This is a genomic window from Endozoicomonas sp. 8E, assembly GCF_032883915.1.
In the GTDB taxonomy this organism is placed as follows: Bacteria; Pseudomonadota; Gammaproteobacteria; order Pseudomonadales; family Endozoicomonadaceae; genus Endozoicomonas_A.
This window is the reverse complement of sequence record NZ_CP120717.1, coordinates 3,062,878-3,080,022: the sequence shown is the minus strand read 5'-3', so window position 1 is coordinate 3,080,022 and position 17,145 is coordinate 3,062,878. Positions and strand designations below refer to the sequence as shown.

23 protein-coding genes are annotated in these 17,145 nt (G+C 46.6%); 7 read left to right on the top strand and 16 right to left on the bottom strand.

From position 1 onward, the window contains the following. The first annotated feature begins 197 nt into the window (after positions 1-197). Complete coding sequence (locus tag P6910_RS09835; protein WP_317146088.1) at positions 198-983, top strand: 5'-3' exonuclease H3TH domain-containing protein; 786 nt, start codon at positions 198-200, stop codon at positions 981-983. A 268-nt stretch (positions 984-1,251) separates the two neighbouring features. On the opposite strand, the gene P6910_RS09830 is transcribed toward P6910_RS09835, so the two are convergent. The 6 genes from P6910_RS09830 to P6910_RS09805 form a co-directional block, all read right to left on the bottom strand. Continuing rightward, positions 1,252-2,502 carry a pepsin-like aspartic protease gene (locus P6910_RS09830; protein WP_317146087.1) on the bottom strand — a complete coding sequence of 417 codons (1,251 nt, stop codon included), beginning with the start codon at positions 2,500-2,502 and terminating at the stop codon, positions 1,252-1,254. Positions 2,503-2,739: 237 nt separating this feature from the next. After that, entirely contained in the window at positions 2,740-3,243 is a 504-nt protein-coding gene (locus P6910_RS09825) for an IS66 family transposase (RefSeq protein ID WP_317146086.1), read from the bottom strand. A gap of 58 nt (positions 3,244-3,301) precedes the next feature. Continuing rightward, positions 3,302-3,511 carry an IS66 family insertion sequence element accessory protein TnpA gene (tnpA, locus tag P6910_RS09820; protein WP_317146085.1) on the bottom strand — a complete coding sequence of 70 codons (210 nt, stop codon included), beginning with the start codon at positions 3,509-3,511 and terminating at the stop codon, positions 3,302-3,304. Positions 3,512-3,678: 167 nt separating this feature from the next. Continuing rightward, positions 3,679-4,545 (bottom strand): hypothetical protein, encoded by an 867-nt coding sequence (locus P6910_RS09815; protein ID WP_317146084.1) that lies wholly within the window; start codon positions 4,543-4,545, stop codon positions 3,679-3,681. 214 nt (positions 4,546-4,759) lie between these two features. Next, on the bottom strand, positions 4,760-6,067 hold the full coding sequence (gene ltrA / locus P6910_RS09810) for a group II intron reverse transcriptase/maturase (RefSeq protein WP_317146083.1): 1,308 nt from the start codon (positions 6,065-6,067) through the stop codon (positions 4,760-4,762). A gap of 767 nt (positions 6,068-6,834) precedes the next feature. Then, on the bottom strand, positions 6,835-7,800 hold the full coding sequence (locus P6910_RS09805; RefSeq protein ID WP_317146082.1) for a restriction endonuclease: 966 nt from the start codon (positions 7,798-7,800) through the stop codon (positions 6,835-6,837). Positions 7,801-7,974: 174 nt separating this feature from the next. On the opposite strand from P6910_RS09805, the gene P6910_RS09800 reads away from it, so the two are divergent. Next, a complete protein-coding gene (locus P6910_RS09800) occupies positions 7,975-8,142 on the top strand; it encodes a hypothetical protein (RefSeq protein WP_317146081.1) in 168 nt (55 codons plus the stop codon). A gap of 4 nt (positions 8,143-8,146) precedes the next feature. Here the strand turns inward: P6910_RS09800 and P6910_RS09795 are convergent, their stop codons facing one another. The 3 genes from P6910_RS09795 to P6910_RS09780 form a co-directional block, all read right to left on the bottom strand. Further along, on the bottom strand, positions 8,147-8,389 hold the full coding sequence (locus tag P6910_RS09795; protein WP_317146080.1) for a hypothetical protein: 243 nt from the start codon (positions 8,387-8,389) through the stop codon (positions 8,147-8,149). Between the two features lie 102 nt (positions 8,390-8,491). Beyond that, positions 8,492-8,698, bottom strand: coding sequence for a cold-shock protein (locus P6910_RS09790; protein ID WP_257275284.1), 207 nt, complete (start codon positions 8,696-8,698; stop codon positions 8,492-8,494). Between the two features lie 448 nt (positions 8,699-9,146). Beyond that, on the bottom strand, positions 9,147-10,205 hold the full coding sequence (locus P6910_RS09780) for a tape measure protein (RefSeq protein ID WP_317146079.1): 1,059 nt from the start codon (positions 10,203-10,205) through the stop codon (positions 9,147-9,149). A gap of 484 nt (positions 10,206-10,689) precedes the next feature. Between P6910_RS09780 and P6910_RS09775 the strand changes: the two genes are divergently transcribed. Both P6910_RS09775 and P6910_RS09770 read left to right on the top strand, forming a co-directional pair. Then, on the top strand, positions 10,690-10,941 hold the full coding sequence (locus P6910_RS09775) for a type II toxin-antitoxin system Phd/YefM family antitoxin (RefSeq protein ID WP_317146078.1): 252 nt from the start codon (positions 10,690-10,692) through the stop codon (positions 10,939-10,941). After that, on the top strand, positions 10,931-11,218 hold the full coding sequence (locus P6910_RS09770; RefSeq protein WP_317146077.1) for a type II toxin-antitoxin system RelE/ParE family toxin: 288 nt from the start codon (positions 10,931-10,933) through the stop codon (positions 11,216-11,218). The genes P6910_RS09775 and P6910_RS09770 overlap by 11 nt, the downstream gene beginning before the upstream one ends. Positions 11,219-11,228: 10 nt before the next feature. On the opposite strand, the gene P6910_RS09765 is transcribed toward P6910_RS09770, so the two are convergent. Both P6910_RS09765 and P6910_RS09760 read right to left on the bottom strand, forming a co-directional pair. Next, entirely contained in the window at positions 11,229-11,369 is a 141-nt protein-coding gene (locus tag P6910_RS09765) for a hypothetical protein (protein ID WP_317146076.1), read from the bottom strand. A 44-nt stretch (positions 11,370-11,413) separates the two neighbouring features. Next, positions 11,414-11,692 carry a hypothetical protein gene (locus P6910_RS09760; protein ID WP_317146075.1) on the bottom strand — a complete coding sequence of 93 codons (279 nt, stop codon included), beginning with the start codon at positions 11,690-11,692 and terminating at the stop codon, positions 11,414-11,416. A gap of 50 nt (positions 11,693-11,742) precedes the next feature. Here P6910_RS09760 and P6910_RS09755 point away from each other — a divergent pair, with 50 nt between their 5' ends. Together P6910_RS09755 and P6910_RS09750 are read left to right on the top strand one after the other, a co-directional pair. Then, positions 11,743-11,901, top strand: coding sequence for a hypothetical protein (locus tag P6910_RS09755; protein WP_317146074.1), 159 nt, complete (start codon positions 11,743-11,745; stop codon positions 11,899-11,901). 103 nt (positions 11,902-12,004) lie between these two features. Further along, positions 12,005-12,388 carry a DUF2237 domain-containing protein gene (locus tag P6910_RS09750; protein ID WP_317146073.1) on the top strand — a complete coding sequence of 128 codons (384 nt, stop codon included), beginning with the start codon at positions 12,005-12,007 and terminating at the stop codon, positions 12,386-12,388. Here the strand turns inward: P6910_RS09750 and P6910_RS09745 are convergent. Next, positions 12,385-12,603 carry a hypothetical protein gene (locus tag P6910_RS09745; protein ID WP_317146072.1) on the bottom strand — a complete coding sequence of 73 codons (219 nt, stop codon included), beginning with the start codon at positions 12,601-12,603 and terminating at the stop codon, positions 12,385-12,387. The genes P6910_RS09750 and P6910_RS09745 overlap by 4 nt on opposite strands. 139 nt (positions 12,604-12,742) lie before the next feature. Here P6910_RS09745 and P6910_RS09740 point away from each other — a divergent pair, with 139 nt between their 5' ends. Further along, positions 12,743-12,898, top strand: coding sequence for a hypothetical protein (locus tag P6910_RS09740; RefSeq protein ID WP_317146071.1), 156 nt, complete (start codon positions 12,743-12,745; stop codon positions 12,896-12,898). A 786-nt stretch (positions 12,899-13,684) separates the two neighbouring features. Here P6910_RS09740 and P6910_RS09735 read toward each other — a convergent pair. The 4 genes from P6910_RS09735 to P6910_RS09720 form a co-directional block, all read right to left on the bottom strand. After that, positions 13,685-14,671 carry a GTPase gene (locus tag P6910_RS09735; protein WP_317146070.1) on the bottom strand — a complete coding sequence of 329 codons (987 nt, stop codon included), beginning with the start codon at positions 14,669-14,671 and terminating at the stop codon, positions 13,685-13,687. A 45-nt stretch (positions 14,672-14,716) separates the two neighbouring features. Further along, positions 14,717-15,100, bottom strand: a complete 384-nt coding sequence (locus P6910_RS09730; RefSeq protein ID WP_317146069.1) for a hypothetical protein — start codon at positions 15,098-15,100, stop codon at positions 14,717-14,719. An 18-nt stretch (positions 15,101-15,118) separates the two neighbouring features. Next, positions 15,119-15,670: a GTPase family protein gene (locus P6910_RS09725; protein ID WP_317146068.1), complete on the bottom strand. Its 552-nt coding sequence runs from the start codon at positions 15,668-15,670 to the stop codon at positions 15,119-15,121. 371 nt (positions 15,671-16,041) lie between these two features. Further along, positions 16,042-16,953, bottom strand: a complete 912-nt coding sequence (locus P6910_RS09720; protein WP_317146067.1) for a hypothetical protein — start codon at positions 16,951-16,953, stop codon at positions 16,042-16,044. Positions 16,954-17,145 lie beyond the last annotated feature (192 nt).

Below are 17,145 nucleotides of genomic sequence, written 5' to 3'. Positions count from 1 at the left end.
GAGATATCCCGGTTGGCTGACAAGATGCCAACGATAACGAAAAAAACCGGCAGTGGACAGTAGAAATAACCACCCTCACTGCTCGGTTTTAGAAAGATAAAAGAAAATTCCCGCCCACTGAATAGGGTAATCTGGGAACACGATTATTAAATGTGTATTGTTGATTTATACACCCATGGCTGTTCAGGAAAAACAGAATGCGCCCTCACCTGCTTTTGATTGATGCGCTTAATCTTATCCGAAGAGTACATGCTGCTGTCAGGGCCCCGGATGAAAACAGCCAGATAGACGGGGCTATTTCAGCTACCGTCGCATCGCTGACACGAGCCATTAAGGAAACATCGCCAACGCATTGCCTGATGGTTTTTGATGGCAACCCTCCCACCTGGCGACATGAGCTTTACCCTGACTATAAAAAGGGTCGCAAGCCCATGCCCGAAGCACTGAGAAAAAGACTGGGCGATTTTAACAGAGCTTTTCTGAAAATGGGGGTAAAAACATTCAGAAAAACAGGTCTGGAAGCAGATGATGTCATTGCCGCTGTGGCCTCCAAGGCATCAAAAGCCAACGTCGAAACCACCATCCTTTCAACCGACCGTATTTTCCTGCAACTGTTGAATGTTCCGCAGATAAAACTGCGTGATCATTTCCAGAAGATTGACTATCAGGGAGAGAGTGTACAGAACCTTTACGGCTTCGGGGCTGAAAAGCTAACCCAGTTCTGGGCAATTGCCGGTGTGGGCGATGTGCCCGGTGTTCAGGGCGTAGGCGATAAGGGAGCGACCTCCCTGATTCTGGAACATCAGGAAATAAGCAATATCTTTTTGTTAGGAGAGGAGGCTAAAGGGGCGGCGGGAAAAGTAGTGAAGCAGAAAGAACAGGCATTGTTAAGCCTGAAATTGGCAACTTTGACTTGTGAACTTGAGGTTGGAGTAAGGATGAAAGATTTGAGGTATGAGACTGTATTTGGAGATTACCCCTAAATGCTGTTAAGTACTCAGCCATACGGAATCGAATATTTCTGGCTTATTGGGCAGGTGCTCTGCAAGGCGCAACGACGGGAACATAGTAAGCTATGTGACCAGAGTTGCAACGCAGCACGACTGCATGGATGCAGGAGCTAGAGCAACGCAGGAGCAGTTGCCGCGAGTGCCTGAACAATGAGTCAGAAAATATGATTTCGTATGGTTGAGTACTTAGCCATTGAGTGAACCAAAAAACGCTGTCTGATAGTTGACAGCGTTTTTTTTCTTAATATTGAACCCCTGAAGTGATCATAGGATGAGATACAAAGAGTTTTCTCAGCTCCTTCGGTGCACCCAGACTGTCAGACAGCTTAGCGAAAGCTAACCGGCTGTCACTCTTGTCAAACACAACATAAAACCCTCGCATGAAGGCATCACCGAAAATCCAGAAGCCCTCCTCGCCGGAGGCCAGTCCCGCAGTACACACTGTCTGCCCCGACCGATCGACCTCTTTCACCACGTAAAACTCTGGGGCAACGGTGTAACTGGTACCATCAATAGTGAAAACCAGGCTTGGCTGTTCATAAAGGTTTGAGCAGTCCGGTTTGATACTCAGGGCGTCCCGGATGCTGGCAATATCATTGGCTGGCCCCACGATCTTACTGGAGCCAGAGTCAACAACGGCCCGACATTGACCTTGGTCCTGACAGGTCAGAGGAATGCTGACGTCATTAACGGCAATACCGTCGAAGGCAATACTGTAGTATTGATCGACGGGGCCACCAGTCTCAAGAGATTGCAGTGAGTGCCAGGTGATATCCCCCTGATAATAGTCAGGATCGGGTTCACCGATAATCAGACGACTAGCTCCATCGCCTGGGGTGTTGGATAGATAGAATGAGAAAATGGCTTTTGAAATCAGGCCCTGTGCTACCGCATTATCCATCCAGGGTGTGACCTTATCACTGGCGAGGGACTTGTAGGCAATGCCAAAGAGGCCATCAAAAGAGAAGTTTTTAAAGTAGTGAGACAGTTGGGTGGCCAAACCGATGCCCTGCTTGGTGACAGTGATGCCGCCAAACGTGAGGGTATCATAGCCTACATAACCTCGCATGCTACCAGTGCCATACTGAACGGAGAGTTCCCGACCATAGGTGAAGAAACTACTGCTGCGGTCTGGATCGAATTTTTTCTTGCCCCGGCAGCCTGCTGTGTAACAGTTCTTTTCCGGCACCCAGATATTGCTGGAGCCGGTATCCAACACTGCTGTGAACGGTTGCTTTTGGGCCCCCATGGTAAAGGCGCCGAAGTACAGGAGGTTATGTCTGTCTGTGAGAGTTACTTCACCTTCTTCTGGTGTTTGTGCTTTCAGCTTACTGCTCTGGTCCGCGGTCGATTCAAGAACCTGGATATAGGCCCGCTTTCCTTTCGAATCGGCCTGCTGGTCAAAAATCGACTTTTTGGTTACATCCGTTGGAGCCGCCAGGGCCTGAGACAAAAGCATGGAAGGAACTACAGCGAAGAGAAGTCGGTTCATGGTGAGTCATCCCGGATGAGGGTGATGAGGGTGGTGTGACACTGCCTGTTCAGGCTAGTCGATGTCCGTCGCCTTATCAAGCCAGACTTTTAAGAGTGCTTTTTGTCATGTTTTTTATAATTCTGTGCAGAATTTAAGAAAAAGACATGGAGATTTTAACCGGGCTTTGCACATGGAGGTGACAACAATCAGAAAGTCAGGTCTGGAGTAAACGGTCAAACAACAAAGAGACTCCCCCTATTTGTCCAGAGGCGCTTTTAACGGATTTTTCCCAAAGCGCTCTTTCCAATTTCGGGGAATCAGTTCATCTATTTGTCGGGCGGGGTGCAGGCTGACCCTTTGGAGAACGTCAACCAGATATTTGCAGGGATCAACATCTTGTAGGCGGCAACTGACCAGCAGACTCTGGATGATGGCAACATGCTCTGCATCGGTCTCTGTCCAGCAGAACAACCAGTTCTTTCTGCCCATCGGGATGCACCGGAGTAACCGCTCAAGATGGTTGGTGTCCATCTGAACATCAGGGTCATCCAGAAACACTTCCAGAGGGCCTTTATGGTTCTCTGCATAAGCCAATACTTTGCTTAACGGGTTGGTTTTGGTGAGTTCAGGCTTTTGCCGCTCCTGATGACACCAGAGGAAGAACTCATCAACCAATGGTTTTGATTCTTCCTGCCGGATTTGCTTTTTCTGCTCTCCGGTAATGTTTGACACCCTGACACCGGATTCCGGGAAGAACATATCACTGACGCATCCTTAGGATGATATTGCCGGGCAGTTCCAGCTCAATGTCCCAGGTTTACTGCGGGGCAGGCTGGCCAGCAACGGGAAGTTCTACCCATTGGGGAGTCGTTTCAGGGGTGTTGAGTTTGCTTTTCCAGTTGTAGAAGGTGGCAAGGCAAAGCCCTTTGAACCGGCAGAATTCGGACTGGTTCATACTGCCGCTTCGCTGCTCAGAGATTAAGTTTTGCCACTGTTCTTTAGTCAGTCGTTTTGCTGTTTTACTCATAGTGAACTCCTGTGGATGATTGCAGGAGTGGCATGATCATATATCGGTGGTGTTGAAAGACGTCCTTAAATGACCGCTTTCTCTCTTGCCAAGTTTTTTATTGGCTCCTGTTGCCAAGGGGTAGTTATTTGCCCTTGACAGAGTTTCCGCTCATATGTGTAATGCTGCTACTCTTTGGTTCTTGACTGGACTAGAGTAGTTGCTGACAGTAAAAGAGCCAAAGGTATAGCTAAAGGTTGAAAACCTTCTGAAATAGGTGATTCATAGGGATGCTGGAATAATTTTGTTGTAAATACGCCTTGTGTTGTATTGAAATCAAAATGCACTTCATTAGTTGATGTTATGTATTTTATTTCTATAGGCTCGAAAAAGTGCTCTCGGGTTTTAGTACTGGATAAACTCCGACTATCTGTATCGGGATCAAATATCATTGATTTACTACTATCTTCACAGCCACCACAACATTTATTACTTGACCGGCCACTTTTCGGGCGGTACGGACATTGATCACAATTTAATGGTTGAGCTTTGAGTATTAACTGACTTTCATTGCTACTAAATCTAGTAATACGAAAAACAGGAGTTATTCCTTTATTAGAACCGCTTGGTTTGAGGGTTGGAATATCTAACCAAATAAATGAATTTTCTTTTAGCTCTGATGTCACATAATTTAACGGAACACCAGAAAGTAAACAGTTATCAATTAATAATGCAAAAACTGAGGTTTCTCCCAAATAAGGAGAACTTACCTGATGACATAAACTCTGTTTATTTGTAAATGATAGCCTTTCGGGATGATTCCACATTTCTAATAGAGGCATTGGGTTATCAGATAGTTTGAAAGTAATTTGGCTGCTATTTATATCAGTTGCGACCTCTCCTTCAGCTATCAATGAATAGCTATTATCTTGAGCACTAAACGTTGTTTGAAAAAAAGTAGTCAATGCGTCAGTGTTTTGCACTTGAACCAATGAGTAAAGTAAGACTGAATCGAGCAAGAGGGATCGATGATGAATTGAACTTGGATAAAACACAGCTAACCTCCCCTCCTTGAGAATTCAAGGAAATGCTGTATGTATAGACATATTAAGACATTTAGAGGACTTTGTTTGTGTTTTTGTAACATAATCGGGATAGGGCAGAGTCTCACAACTCTGCTCACCGGGTAGAAGGAGCTACCAATTGTAGCTCCAACCCCCTCAGATCCCGGCGTGCGGATTTCCCGCACCGGGCTCTTCGATATTTGACTCACAGCACAGCCATGGATTTCATTGCCATAAAAGGCAGCATTATCCTCGGTTTCTGTAACGGCAGAAGCTGCTTGAGATTATGGTACTTTTCCCATGGAATCTTGCCTTTCCGGCATCGGCTACACAGCATCTTGTACCAGTAGCGGTCAACAAACCGGTAAAGCTTCTCCATACTTCGGAAGTTTCCTCCCAGACCGTAATACGCATAATGCCCTCTCAACCGTCGATTGATCGCTGTCACTTGTTCGTGCAGCGGATCATGGCGTATTCGTCTCAGCAGTTCCTTCAGTTTGGCTATGCTGCGTCTTAGGCGGGATTTTTCCGTTCTCCTTCCCACCATGAAGTTTCCTTTCAGATTCCTTGTGCAGTAGTGCGTAAAGCCAAGGAAGTAAACCGTCTCCGATCGTCTTCCCCCACGACTGGCAAAACGTCCGAACCTGACTAACCGGGTTTTATCCGGCTCCAGTTTCAACGCAAATTTCTCCAGTCGCTGTGGCAGCACATTCATGAACCGCTCCGCATCACTGCGATACTGAAAACACACCACAAAGTCATCAATGTACCTGATCAGCCATGCCTCGCCTTTTAGCCGGGGCTTGACCTTGCACTCGAACCAGAGGTCAAGCACATAATGCAGGTACAGGTTGCTCAGAACTACGCTGATCGGCCCACCCTGAGGCGTACCTTCTTCACACTCTTGCAACTCCCCGGCCTCCATCACCCCGGCTTTCAACCAGCGCCGTATAAGGTTCAGAATTCTGGGATCACCGACCCGGTGTTCCACAAAACGAAGCAGCCATCCATGGTCAAGACTCCCAAAGAAGTTCTTCAAGTCCGCTTCCAGCACCCAGCTGACCTTTCGGCCTGAAACCACCTCGTTAAAAGTGGACAGGGCATGGTGCGCTCCCAGTCGTGGCCTGCCACCCATGGAACAGGGCAAAAAGTCCTGCTCATAAATAGCATTCAGCACATCAGCAACACTTCGCTGCAAAGCCCGGTCATTGATGCAGGGAACACCCAGAGGGCGCTTTTCCTTTTTCCCCGGCTTGGGTATCCATGCCCTTTTGACCGGCGGTGCCTTGTAGCCTTGCCGATGGATAGACGTCAGTGTCTGTTGCAACCACCGCTTAAAGTCTTTCTTTGTCTCTTCGACAGTCAGCCCATCGACTCCGGGCGATGTGTTGTGTGGAATCTTGTTCAGATTCATACACAGGCTCGCCGAGGTAATATGATGTGCCAGACTTGTGAAGCGAAGTTTCGGATAACTCCGGGCTTTCGCTGCTACCCTCTCCAGTCCCGTTGCCATGGCTGGTTTACCTTCTCACTGCGTAAAAGACCGTAACTCCCTCAGATGTGGAGCCCATGTTTCCCTGGAAAGGCTCAAATACCGCCAGCCGCTTCCCCATGTGACGGGCTCTCCCCGCCTCGGAGTACTATCAGCTGGTCTGACTTCCTGAACGTCATCAAGTCGTTCTTGCTTTACAGGCTCGTCGGACCCTACAGGCTCCGCCTGAACGTTCAGGATCTCCCTTGTTCACGTAAAATCATTCGATAACATGCCGTGGGTACGAACCCCGGAAGCAGTCGGGATGCCTTGTCATTAGCGGAGCTCCCGACTTCCGCTTTCCCCATTGAGAGAGAAGGTCAGCCACTTCAACCACGTTCAATTTCGGGGCTAATTATCCCTTAGCAGACGTTACGGCCTGTTATCACCCTGTCTACGCTTCGCAGTAGTCGTTACCTTCTACCACGCAAGACTCGGTACACGGCTGCCGACCACAGCTTTACCGCGATGACCATTTCAGGTCACAAGATTTTACGCGCTTGCAAGGCGCAACTCCCACAACACCGGCCATACGGATCACGTAGCACAGTGTTTCAAATCTACTCTGCATTCATCTTGCTGCTCATTCTGGCAGCCCAAGGTTCCTAAAGTATTTGTTAGCGCATAACGCAGCGCTGGACTGCCGCTTAAACGCCAAGGCCCATGTGCAGACTTGGCAGTATTCCGTGCCAGTCGTGTATCCACGCCCAGTCGCCTCAACATTCGGTAGCCTTTACATCCCCACTGCCCTATTCTGCATTAAAGTAGTCACTATCAACAGACTTGATCTCGTAGGTTTGGCGGGTACTGACGCCAAGACCGTAATCAATCATTAACTGTGCAAGTTGGTGGCCTTCTATAAGCACAATCCGGCTGCTGACTCTGTTGGCATAATCTTTGGCTTCCTTACTGAAGTTGCTGGTGGTGATGAATACGCCTTTGCTGGCACCCTCCCCTTGCAGAGCTCCGGCAAACTTCTGGATTTCCGGGCGGCCTACAGTATTTTCCCAGCGTTTGGCTTGCAGGTAGATGGTATCTAATCCTAAGCGGTCTTCATAAATGACACCATCAATCCCACCGTCTGCTGAAAGCTGAGTAGCTCTGCCCGCGTCTTCACGAGAGCCACCGTAGCCCATCTTGAGCATTAGATCGACGACCAGTTGTTCGAAGAAAGCGGATGTTTGTTTTTGAATGTTCTCCAGCAGGTCGGCTGAGAGGGACTCCAGAACGGATTTATAGGCTTCTGCCATTTGTTCCTCTGGAGTGATCGATGATTCTTCTTCCTGCTGTGAAGAGGTGATAGATGTGTTGGTTCGTTTACTGGTATAAAATTCCCGAAACTCCTGGAATTGTTTCAGGTATTTAACCGTTATTTTCTCTGGGCAATCCAACAGGGCTTGGCGGCCTCGTTCGGTAATCTGAATTTTTCCCCTTGGAGCCAGAACCAGACCCGCTTTTTTCATGTAAGTTCTTGCCCAGGAAACTCGGTTTTTGATGACGGTTTGCCCACCTGAGGGGAGTCGTTCCTGGACTTCTTCTTGTGTCAGCTGGAAATGCTTACAGACAGATTCAAGAGCATCATTAAAAGAGACCTCAGCACCATTTTCAATAGCACAGAGCAAAGGGCGGAAGGTGGACTGGTAATCGGGTATGGACATTGAGTACTGGCTATCCTTGTAACTGCATGGCTCTGAGCCGGTAGCTAAAAAGACCATAATCAGTATTTTACAGGCGAAGAGTGAATTAAAACAAATTGCGTAGATAAACAAAAGTTTCTTACAGAAGTCGAAGCCGGACTAACTGAGTTGTTCTGCGCGTCCAAGCGCACTCAAAAACTGCCTGTTTCAGTGAAACATCGTTGCGAAGGTTTTATACACGCTGACGTATTTATGCGCACGGTGACAAACATCGAGCTGCCGACATTGATGGAGCAGATCCACTTGGATATATTTGGTAAAACCATTCAGCAAGTCAGACAAGACAAAGCTCATATCTGGCAGGATGAGATGGCTGATTACAGCCTGTATGAGTCAACACCAGCCACACGTGGTAAATGATAAATTAAACAACTGCCTCATACTGCGCCAAATCCAGCGCAGCCCCATTTACCTCCCCCCCTGAACAAAAGCCTTCTACCCTACCCCCACAGAACCCCCCTTTCACCGTCACAATCGAGCCGTCCCTGAGCTGGGCCTGGCTGGTTCCATTGCCATTGAGTACGGTGATAGTAGCTATAACCTTGCTTCCTTCCAGGATCAGAGATTTGAACTTTTGCCAGATGTTGGTGGTGGCCATGGTTTTCACTTTCACTCTTCCCTAAACGCAAAAAAGGCAACACCCTGAGGTATTGCCTTTTCACCTTCACCTATGTGAAGCAAGTCAGCTACATAGTATGCAGCTCAATCTTTACAGAGGTCGAATGTCTTCTGCCTGAGGCCCTTTCTGGCCCTGAGTCACTCGAAATTCAACCTGCTGGCCTTCAGTCAGGGTTTTGAAACCGTCGCCAACGATCTGACGGAAATGGGCAAACACGTCAGGACCATTCTCCTGAGCGATGAAACCAAAACCTTTCTCTTCGTTGAACCACTTAACAGTACCGGTAGTAGTAGACATAATCATATCCTGATTTTTTTAAAGCAAAATACCTTACCGTGTCTGTCACGGATAAGGCGGCAGAGCTAGAAGTTTTGTTATCGCTTATGAAGAACAGGACGAGCCACTACGCTCGGAACACTAAATCTATACATAAAGAATCAAACGCACTTATAACGTGGTGCCCATTATACATGGCTTCGAGCTTTTCACAACGAGTATAAAACAATCATTAACGGCGGTAACTACTCAATTAGCATTAATAAGGAGCGAAATCTAATTGAGCAACTATTCCAAAAGCTCAAGAACTTTCGGCGAGTTGCAACTCGCTATGAACGCTTGGCACGCAATTATATGGGAATGCTTCAGATAGCAGCCATCATGATCTGGTTAGCATGGCAACGTCAGTAAATTGATCGTCTGGTTAGATAAGAACGCTCCCTAGTTGCCCTGCTCTGGGTGTGACTGATCACCACAATATCCCCCGGGCGATAAATCGGCACCTGGCCAGGGTGGAAGCAATACGTTGACTGGCGGACTGGATGCTGGCTACCACTCCTTCAAACGTCAGACCAGTAAAGTTGGCCTTGATCGCCTCCCCTATCTGCACAAACGCATCGCTGATAGACTGAGCCAGTCGACACAAACGACCATCTTCAGACATAATACTGATCTGGTCCGAAAGACTTTTTAGCTGATCCTTGGCATAAGACAGTGTGCCGCTCTGGGCCACTTCATCCAGAAAGTTCTGCCAGCTGTCTTTCAGGTTGCTGACATACCCGGACAACAGAGACATATTCTCAGCGGCAGCCCCGGCAGAGCTCTTGCCAATTTCCTCGATCAGCAGGGCAATGGTATCTCGACCCAGTTTGCCTGCTGTGGAAAGCTTCTGCAGTTCCTGAACATTTTTACCAGTGGCTTTTTCCAGTAACTCCCAAACCGGTACGCCCCGCTCAACCAGTTGCAGGATCTCTTCGCCCTGCAACTTCTCCTTGGCCCAGGCCTGCCCAACCGCCAAAGAAATCCCATTCAGGCGCTCCATGCCACCACCCAGCTTGGAAGCCTGATCCACCATGGCCTGCATACTGCCGTCCATGGGATCAAGACCAAACGCCTTCAGTCGTACAAAAGCTTCCGCCACCTGCTCCAGTTGATAAGGCGTCTCACGGGTAAACTGCTTGATCCATTGAATGGCTCGCTCACCCTCAGCCACAGAACCCATGACAGCATTGAGCTGCACCCGCAAGCGCTCAAACTGATCCCCCGTTCCCAGCAATCCCTGAATCGCCCGCTTGACGGTATACAAACCCACACTGACAGCCACCAGAGCACCCAACCGCTGCGACAAACGCCCCCAACCGCCTGATGCCCGATCTGCATATCGGGCTAACTGCCTGAAGTCGGAACGTTTGAAGGTGCGGGAAGACGTCTTAGCTTTGGCATCCACCTTTTGCAGAGCTGATGCGGTTTCTTTCAGCTCCCTTTGCAGATGCTGCTGGGTAGTCAGATTCTTATTGGAAAGCTCCATCTGCTCCAAACTGCTCCGCAACTCGGCCAGCTTCTGACGCTGATTCTGATAAGCTCGACTGGCTGACACCACGGACTTACGAGCCGACCCCAGAGAACGCTGAAGAGACCGGGAAGGTTTCTTAGTCTGTTGAAACTCCCGAGCCAGTTGTTCAACCTTGATTTCCGCTTCCCGCTAGGCTTTGCCTGCATCTCGAACGGCTGCTGTCTGTTTTTGGAAAGACGACAGAAGACGATCTTGCTTCTGCAAATCAGACAGTTTTTGTTTGAGTGTTTGGGCTTCTTTGCGAAGGGACTCGAGGGAGGTTGCTGACTGGTAGACGGTTTTGGATGGGGAGTCTTTGGATTTTAGTACCAGCCGAAGGACGAATTCCTTGATGGTAGATATAGTCCACTCCCTGGGTCAAACGCAATAAAGTTAACAATTAGAATAAAAATGATCTAATATAAGACCTGTTTTTAGAACTAAATAAGGAGCATTTATCATGAGACAGGTATTAGCAGATTGCTCGGCCAGTATTTCAGAGCTCAAGAAAAACCCGACAGCACTGCTGGCCCAGTCAGACGGTTCACCCATAGCAATCCTCAATCACAATAAGCCAACGGCTTATCTGATTCCGGCAGAGACCTACGAATGGTTAATGGATGCCCTGGATGACCAGGAGTTATCCAGACTGGTTGAGGAACGTCGGAAAGACCTGGATCAGGCTGTGGAAGTGAACCTGGATGACTTATAAGCTCAAGTTCCTTCCGGCAGCTATGAAAGAGTGGAACAAGCTGGCCTCTCCATTGCGTAACCAGTTTAAGAAAAAACTGGCAGAGCGTCTGGAGAACCCCCATGTTCCCTCGGCCAAACTGAAAGGCTACGACAACGTATACAAAATCAAACTACGGACAGCTGGATATCGCTTGGCATATGAAGTTATTGATGAGGAGATTGTTGTCTATGTATTAGCCATCGGCAAGCGAGACAAGGACGCTGTCTATAAGACCTTAAGAAAACGACGCCCATAAGCATCCTCCCTTACCCAGCCAGATCCAACTGCATAAACGAACTCAACCCATTCCCTGAAATCGACGTATCTGCCAGCACATCCACCTGCAAGGGAATGCTGGCGAAGTCATCAGAGATAAAGCCCAGACTCTGTACTGGAGAGAACTTCACCCAATGTACCCGTATGTTAAAGGGCAACCCCTCCTGAGCATCATTCAACCTTCCATAAACAAGGTAAACTCTCGCCCGGACTCTACGAGGGCTTGTATCATATTAGCCTTGAGTGGGGTGTAACTGACCTTGATGCCCTGGTCATCAATACCTCCACCTTCAATGGCCTGAATGCCAGACTTCATCAGTTGGTAGTCGTCACCTTCTACCAGTATGGTATCCAGACTGTCTTTTACCGTGATAGCCTGACTCAAATCAGGTAACCGCTGGAAAGTAATCAATTCACCTGCCACACCATAGGTTTCTTGCGCTTCATCAGTCACCGGCGTGATCGCACTCGAAGTGCCAGGGAGATATTACTGGCAGTAAAATCATGAGCTACCAGATTGGCAGTAATGCCCGACACCCGACTGATAACATTGCGATTGCCACCACCGCCCAGATAGTTTTTCAACTCTTTACGATCTTCTTCAAAGCTGAAGTTAAATTCGCTGACATTCCGATGGGCAACAGAGGTACGGATTTGTCGTAAGGCTGAATATGGATGCTGCCTGCGCCGATAAAGCTGCGGTCCATCGTAGACATGGTTTTTCTCCTATCCTGTAGGCCATGGGTTGATAATGGGAGAGTTTTAAATGTTAGAAATGCTGTTTGAACAGCTCAATGTGTTTGGTAGACAATTAGAGGTTTGTTGTCAGAGTCCAATGACTGGCTTCTTTCGGAACGGATATTGCCATACCTGTCCAGAGGACTCCGGCAGTCATACGGTCTGCGCCCGTATGACCGATGAGTTCCTGCAATTTTCCCTGTCCAAAGGTAACGACCTCATCACACCTAATCCTGCGTTTGGCTTTCCCGGCCTGAAAGCCGGTGACCGCTGGTGTCTGTGCGTAAGTCGCTGGTTAGAGGCACATCAGGCAGGTGTCGCTCCGCCGGTTTACCTCGCAGCGACCAATATGGCAGCGCTTGAAATGGTTGACTTGGCGACGCTGGAGCAGATGGCATTGGATTGTTATTAAAGGACGACTTCAATGTGTAGCTGCAAATCAGCAAACGAAAGATGGGCATTGCTTGGGGCAATATCAAACCGGATTTCACTGAAGCTGATATTTCGGGCTTCAGGAGTGAAGCGTTGTTTGGTGGTGAATAGCTCACGGATAGAGCGGGTTAAATCCAGCAGAGTGTAAGTCGTATCTTTGTTGGTTTTCGCCACGGCACTGATATTGAATTCCATCCGGTACTTTGCTAGTTGACCCGTCGTTGTTCTTCATTGATGGATTCTAACTGCACCAGTGTGGCCGGAAGGTCTAAATCCTGTTCCTGACCTGCCTGGCACCCGATATTCAGGAGGCGATTCTCTGTAATACGGGAGAGTGGGTACTTTCTCTCAAGGACTGCGTGAAGCCATTCCCCATGCTCTGGAGCGAACAACGGGAACACTTTATGAAAATCGCCGCTATTTCTCCCCGGTCACTGTCGAACTGATAGTGACCTTTCACTTGTCTCACAACAATCTGCGTCCTCAATAACTCACCACGCAAATCGAGTTTGCTCCACCACACCCCCTCATTAAGACATCATAAGCTGGGAACCAGTACGGAACCTGAACAAGATGAAAGATACCTTATCGTTGGTGCGTAATCCTGCTCAACAAGGCAAAGCACCAGACTAAGTCATGTACTGGCTTGACGATGTTCAGGAGTCTTTCAAGCAGGCAATGCAGGCCATTGAAGAAGGATGTGCAGAATAAATAGATTGGCTCAGCGTCCCGAGCCCCTACCGCCGGTTTGTCAACGAACAGAAATTTGAACCACAGCCAAAAATAGATCTAACGTACTGATTAAAAAAGGGAAATAGAGCTGTGGTTCGTCAACCGCTGTAGACCACAGTGTTTGAGAGAAGAGAGAAAAATACAGAAAAAACAGGCAAGAATTCGGTTAAACGACGAAGACTGAAAACTCCGGGAGGAGTGAAAAAGCCGTATTTTTTAAGGCTGAACAACAGAAAAACCTAGCGACAGAAATCGCTAGGTTTTTGATGTATGGCGGTGGGGAGGGAACCTTCGGCATGATTTTCTGATAACCTCCACCATGACTAATAATAAATCAATATAGGCATCAACAATCGTGACACAGCGGCTCCTTGATGTATTCACTTGCTGCGACCCGAATACCAGAGTGAAGGTGAAGATATTTCAGTAATTGGATAAGGCAGCCACCAGCTATGATCAGTTAACCGAAAAATTAGTCGCATTACTGAGTTTAACGTCAATACTTTTCGTCAAAAAGCCTCAGCTGAGCCCCCCTGAGCTAAGTCTAGAAAAATGATTTAAAGAATGCTGCCCCTCCACCTATTATCGCACCAAGTACTTCTCCCACGACTGCACCTTTAGAGCCTGCTATTGCTTTACCTATTCTGCCACCTACTTCAGAGCCTGCTTCAGCTCCAGCAAGAATAGCATTGATAGACTCGGAATAACTGGCCCTAACTTTTTTGCCATAATCCTCAAGTTCATCATTATTTTTCCAGACCTCAGGATTTTCATTGAGCTTATCTGCGAAAATAATACGCTTCTGAATTGGAGTACTTGCGAGTATATGGCTGTACAACTTACCCAAGTTGTAAGGTGGTGTCTGCCCAAACTCATCCGTATAACCAGCAGAGTAATAGATGGGCTCCACCTCAACCTCTGTGGCTTCTTTGATTCTATTTTTAGTGGATAAAACTTTTTCTTCTAAAAACTTCTCGAGCTTTGGCTCTGGACGATTTTCTTCAAAATCCCAGCCTCTACCCTTCATAGCCTGATCGGCCTGATTGATAGCAATCAGTAATCGCTTTTTGTCTGGCCCAAGGTTTGGAATAATGACTTCGTTGATCAAGGCATAAGATGTGCCAAGATCTCTGCTACTACCATCCAGGATTACAAGAACAACATCGATTAAGGCATCGCCATTTTCATCGATTTCAGACAGTTTTTTAATAATATTTTTGGCATGAAGATTATCCGCCTCCTTGCCATCACCCAAACCTGGGCTGTCCCATAGTACAAGATTATCGAAGTCGTACTTTTGTACTGACATAGTTTCAGGATCGACACCAATACCAACTTTGGCCTTATCACTTTTAAAAAGAGCATTAATAGTGGAACTTTTTCCACAACCAGTTGCACCGGTGATTAGTACATTGATCTTCGCTTCTTTTAACTTGTATAGATTTTTAATTATTTCTCTTTTTTTAGAGTCAGCTACATCAAAATCACAAATAAGTGATTCGATATTGTCTGCAAGATCACTCTCTATCATAATTTCACCTAAAGAAAAACTCCATTAATATTTAGTTTTAACTTATTATATAAGACCTCTTTTTACTAAGCTCTCTTTTACAATACCTATTCTTTCTTCAAGCTTATTTAACTTTTCTGTAAGAATTTCATTCTTACGGTCATATTCCCTTTGTATTCTATTTCGTTCTGATTCGATATTTTCCATTTGTCTACCAAGTTTTTCCAAATTAGTAAAAATAGACGCATTATGTATTTTTTTACTAATTTTAGAGGCTTGATCACTTAGTTTATTTTGCTCTTCAATCTCCCTGATGATAGCTTTCCTTAGATCAACCGATGCTCTTGAATGTTCTTGCTGCGCTAATTCCAAGTCAGACTTTGAATAAATTTCCAAATCTTCCGGCTTGCAATCGCTTTTGGCATTAGCCAAATGTTCTTCTAACAACATAATTACTTTTTCCTATATTTAATAACTAGTGGATGAATAGTAAACGACTTTTACATCGATACCAGTTGACTCTTTTATTCTTCGCTTTACAGAGACTACTTTCTTTTCAAGAAACTCTTTAAGTACAGGTTCTGGCTTATTTTCCTGATAATTCCAGTGTCGGCCTTTCATAGCACGATCAGCCTGATTTATTGCAACAAGCAATCTTTCTTTACCGTTCTCCAAGTTTGGCATAATGACGGATTCTAAAAGCTTATATGTCGTGCCGAGGTCACGGCTGCTGCCATCAACCACTACTATTACCTGATCTATTAAATAACAACCACGACTATCAAGTTCTAGCAGCTTTTTAATGATATTTTGCGAGTGGAGTTTGTCTGCTTCCTTTCCATCACCTAATCCTGGAGAGTCCCACAAAACTTTATTCCCATACTCATAACGACTTATGGTCATTGTTTCTGGATCAACACCATATCCAACCTTGGCCTCTTCTGAGCCAAGAAGAGCATTGATTGTCGAGCTTTTACCACTCCCTGTTGCACCAACCAGTAATATATTAATTTTATCCAAAAACTAAGCTTCACAGTTATTATCATTGAGTATTGATCATACAAGCTAACAACAGTAATTTCTATAAGTTATAACAGCATAAAACCATCACTTTAGAATCACAAGTTCGCACCAAACTACAATGGACCTAAATGTCAAGGGCTCTGTTGAAAACCAAGGACACTTCATCCAGAATTCATCATTCCAAGCCATTTTTGAGTGTTCACGGCTAAAGTTGTCTAAGTTTGCAAGCGGTGATTTTCAAGGAAGATGTCACCTTAATTTATGCAGCTAAATCATAATGCTGCTGATTTTCTGATCGCTCAGGGTTAAGCCATACTTCTACCTATAAGGTTGCTTACCGGTAGTAGCCAATTAAGGCCATCGCTCCCTCACCGGAGCGGCTTGCCTACCCGAGTCACATGATCAAAGGTATACACATGCTCCACCGGGTTTTCATTGCAGCGTCCCACCAGTCGTCCGGGAAAATGCCAGCCACCCTTTCCAACCGTGACTTCGCCTGAACACACCTTACAGTCTGCAATATAATGAACCAGCGCTATCTTTCGGTGACTGTATTCTCCAGCATCATTTTTCATTGGCCGGTATTCCAACAACCAATATTCCGGACTCAGTGAAACCCAGTCTGGCAGCATGGCCACACGCTTATCTACCAGACGAAATATAAAACCAAACAAAACGAAGAAAACGCCAAGAAAAATAGCCCCTACTACCATAAAACCCGCCAATGCTCCTTTGAGTTTTGGTACAAACAGCGAAAGCGCCGGGCTCAGCATCAAACCGGAAAAAACCAGCAGGGGGATAATGACCATCGACAGGAATAACCAGAGTCGCCAACCTTTCATGTCGACCCCATCAAGGAATCGGGCAATCAATGGGCCACTCTTTTTCTTTTGCTCATGATACCGAATACCCATTTCTGGCACAGGATAAGCCGTTTGAGCCTCAGAAAAAGCCACCGTTTCATCTTCCGTCAGAAAGACAGGTTCTAAATAATATTCATTGCGATTACCTTTACCACCGCCCAACTTTTTAGCAGGAACACCGTAGCACGACAGACTGTTATCCAGAGCAATATCCTTGACACGGACATCATCTTTGAGCGACTTCATCAGAGCTGAAAACTTACCAGAAATATAATCTGAAGCGCTCTCTTGATCAGCCTTTATTTTCTTCTCTGAATGTTGCTTAAGCCATTCGACAAGATCTTCTGGATCAAACAAAAGGTCTTCACTGGCAATTTCTGCTGTTGCCAGCTCTTTCGTCTTCTCAGCCAAAGCCAAAAAAAGCCACTCATGTAAAGTTAAATAACTTTTTCTCTTTCTTATCTCCTGGAGATACAGCAAAACACTCTCAGCCGCATCAAGACTGGCTTGGCAGGCAGTATCCGCACCCATTCCTTTACCCCTTATAACCCCTTTTAGCGGGGTTTATCTCTGTTTGGAAAGACTATGCCATACCAGTATTAACCTCAC

What these genes read in the sequence shown, in the direction of transcription:
- P6910_RS09835 (WP_317146088.1), top strand. Translation starts at nt 198, where the DNA reads ATGCGCCCTCACCTGCTTTTGATTGATGCGCTTAATCTTATCCGAAGA.
- P6910_RS09830 (WP_317146087.1), bottom strand. Translation starts at nt 2,502, where the DNA reads ATGAACCGACTTCTCTTCGCTGTAGTTCCTTCCATGCTTTTGTCTCAG.
- P6910_RS09825 (WP_317146086.1), bottom strand. Translation starts at nt 3,243, where the DNA reads ATGTTCTTCCCGGAATCCGGTGTCAGGGTGTCAAACATTACCGGAGAG.
- tnpA (WP_317146085.1), bottom strand. Translation starts at nt 3,511, where the DNA reads ATGAGTAAAACAGCAAAACGACTGACTAAAGAACAGTGGCAAAACTTA.
- ltrA (WP_317146083.1), bottom strand. Translation starts at nt 6,067, where the DNA reads ATGGCAACGGGACTGGAGAGGGTAGCAGCGAAAGCCCGGAGTTATCCG.
- P6910_RS09805 (WP_317146082.1), bottom strand. Translation starts at nt 7,800, where the DNA reads ATGGTCTTTTTAGCTACCGGCTCAGAGCCATGCAGTTACAAGGATAGC.
- P6910_RS09800 (WP_317146081.1), top strand. Translation starts at nt 7,975, where the DNA reads ATGCGCACGGTGACAAACATCGAGCTGCCGACATTGATGGAGCAGATC.
- P6910_RS09790 (WP_257275284.1), bottom strand. Translation starts at nt 8,698, where the DNA reads ATGTCTACTACTACCGGTACTGTTAAGTGGTTCAACGAAGAGAAAGGT.
- P6910_RS09780 (WP_317146079.1), bottom strand. Translation starts at nt 10,205, where the DNA reads ATGGAGCTTTCCAATAAGAATCTGACTACCCAGCAGCATCTGCAAAGG.
- P6910_RS09775 (WP_317146078.1), top strand. Translation starts at nt 10,690, where the DNA reads ATGAGACAGGTATTAGCAGATTGCTCGGCCAGTATTTCAGAGCTCAAG.
- P6910_RS09770 (WP_317146077.1), top strand. Translation starts at nt 10,931, where the DNA reads ATGACTTATAAGCTCAAGTTCCTTCCGGCAGCTATGAAAGAGTGGAAC.
- P6910_RS09755 (WP_317146074.1), top strand. Translation starts at nt 11,743, where the DNA reads ATGAGCTACCAGATTGGCAGTAATGCCCGACACCCGACTGATAACATT.
- P6910_RS09750 (WP_317146073.1), top strand. Translation starts at nt 12,005, where the DNA reads ATGTTAGAAATGCTGTTTGAACAGCTCAATGTGTTTGGTAGACAATTA.
- P6910_RS09745 (WP_317146072.1), bottom strand. Translation starts at nt 12,603, where the DNA reads ATGGAATTCAATATCAGTGCCGTGGCGAAAACCAACAAAGATACGACT.
- P6910_RS09735 (WP_317146070.1), bottom strand. Translation starts at nt 14,671, where the DNA reads ATGATAGAGAGTGATCTTGCAGACAATATCGAATCACTTATTTGTGAT.
- P6910_RS09730 (WP_317146069.1), bottom strand. Translation starts at nt 15,100, where the DNA reads ATGTTGTTAGAAGAACATTTGGCTAATGCCAAAAGCGATTGCAAGCCG.